At 50.8% G+C, this 2,171-nt stretch carries 3 protein-coding genes; all 3 read left to right on the plus strand.

Going from position 1 to position 2,171, the window contains the following annotated elements; translation table 11 throughout:
- Nucleotides 1–106 precede the first annotated feature (106 nt).
- Nucleotides 107–382, plus strand: coding sequence for a hypothetical protein (locus tag QPK29_RS33360; RefSeq protein WP_371772421.1), 276 nt, complete (start codon nucleotides 107–109; stop codon nucleotides 380–382).
- 160 nt (nucleotides 383–542) lie between these two features.
- A complete protein-coding gene (locus tag QPK29_RS33365) occupies nucleotides 543–1,931 on the plus strand; it encodes a DUF1329 domain-containing protein (RefSeq protein WP_371772420.1) in 1,389 nt (462 codons plus the stop codon).
- A gap of 22 nt (nucleotides 1,932–1,953) precedes the next feature.
- Nucleotides 1,954–2,171 (plus strand): DUF1302 family protein (locus tag QPK29_RS33370; RefSeq protein ID WP_400189959.1); only part of this gene is annotated, 218 nt, incomplete at its 3' end.

Here is a 2,171-nt window from a genome sequence, read left to right on the forward strand (position 1 = left end):
CAGCTGCAGAAGCGGAAACGGAAACGGACACAGCTTAAACTAGCCGGCTGAGTGTCTTGACTGATGGGTCCACTTTATAACGTCAGCCGAAGTTGCTCACGAACTAATGCTTCCCCTGCGAACAATGCGCTGCCGGCTGCTGCAGCTGCACACGCGATTCAGCATGCTAGTAGCTGAAGTATGCGGAGACCAAGCTCGGCACTACTTGGCAGAGACCTCTTGGTCCTTAAATCGGATAGCGCAAAAGGTTGGGTACAGTAACGCCGCTAATCAGCGCCAAGCGGTGAAACGTTGTACCGATGAATCGCTACAACGCTTTCGATCGCGAATTCGAACACAGCAAACCGCCCGCACATGGGATGTGAATCGCTCACCCACGTGACGACAAATTCCCGCACCGAGCGGCGCAATCTAAGCTCGCATCGAAATCAAAGCAACTCGTCTGAGCGGCAATGTTGCCGGCCGATCAACTAGGTGCCGCCAAGAAAGGCAGATATCGCCCGAAGGTGAACCATTTTGTTTTTACCAAGAGGAGAATATGTATGCTGTGCAAGAAAAAAACTGCGTGTCTCGTCACAACTGTCGTCTCCGTGCTTGCGACTTCCAGCGCATACAGTGCTGATCCAAACCAGCTCGGAAAGGAACTAACGTCAACTGGCGCGACGGTCGAAGGCAACAAAGAAGGCACTATTCCGGCGTACGACGGCGTTAGCGCGCAATTGCCGGGATATGCGTACGGCAAATTTAGGGGCGACTATTTCAAATACAAGAACGAGAAGCCCCTATATGTTATCGATGCCTCGAACGTAAGCAAATACGCTGATAAGCTGTCGCCAGGTCAGATTAAGATGCTCAAAGAAGTGAAAGGGTACACCATGCCCGTTTACCCAACGCATCGCAGCTGCGAAACCCCAGACAATGTTCAGGCAAACACCAAGAAAAATGCGGCTGAAGCGAAGATCGGTACCAACGGATGGACGTTAGAAGGCGCGACACTACCGGGCGTGCCGTTCCCCATTCCGAAAAGCGGAATTGAAGCCATCTGGAACCATCTCGTACGGTATCAAGGTGTGGCCCAAGAATACCCAGTGGCCACTGCCTATGTGTCACCAGCACCAGGAAACGAAAAAGACATCGTAAATATTTACAACCTATGGCAATTCTGGCCGAATAGCAAAAAAGGAGAGAACAAACCTGGGCCGGACTCCATGTATCAGGGCCTCTACTACGGCTATATCCAGCCAGCATCGCTATCCGGACAGGCGGTCGTGCAACGATTCTATCTGAGCAAACCAACCGAAAGTTACTATTATTTTACCGGGCAGCGCCGTGTCCGTCGCTTACCTTCTTATGATTATGACGCGCCACAACTGGGATACGAGAACCAATATGCCGTAGATCAAACGAACATTCTCTACGGCGCTCCCGATCGTTTCAACTGGAAACTGGTCGGGAAAAAGGAGATGCTGGTTCCGTACAACGTTTTCGGCATGTACGATTTCCGTAAAGGTTTGAAAGACGTATTTGTACAACCCAACGTCATCAATGCAGCGTTCCGCCGGTATGAGCTGCACCGCGTGTGGGTCGTGGAGGGAACCGTGAAGCAAGGAATTCGCCATGTGAACCCAAAAAGGGTCATCTACCTGGATGAGGATTCGTGGGTCGCGGTCGGCGGAGAAGACTACGACGCTCAAAATCAGCTGTGGAAATTCAAAGAGTCATCTCCTGCTCCTGCATGGGAATTGGAAGGAGCATGCGTGATCCCACAAGTGATCATGTACGACTTTAACAGTGGCCGGCTGCTCACCGACGCAATTCCATTCGGCGGGAACAAAGATTTCAGATGGTATTCTGCTCTTTCGCCGAACGTTCCTCAGCTAAAGGAAGGCTACTACACCAGCGAAAACTTGCAGCGTATCAGTGACCGTTAATCAGGATAAATCGGGAGAAGCAATGAATAATAAATTTCCGTTACACACCACAAGCCTTGTCGCCTTTCTTTTGACGGTTAGTGCAGTAAATGCAGCAGAATTTAGGATATTCGATGATAAGTTGAAAGCTACCTGGACTACGGATATGACCCTTGGTGGCGGTATTCGCCTCAAGAATCCTAGTTGTTCCCTGACGGGTGACCCAACGTCGTTTGGTTGTGGTTCCGGCGCGAACGTTCA

Source organism: Massilia orientalis (assembly GCF_030411975.2).
Lineage (GTDB): Bacteria > Pseudomonadota > Gammaproteobacteria > Burkholderiales > Burkholderiaceae_D > Telluria > Telluria orientalis.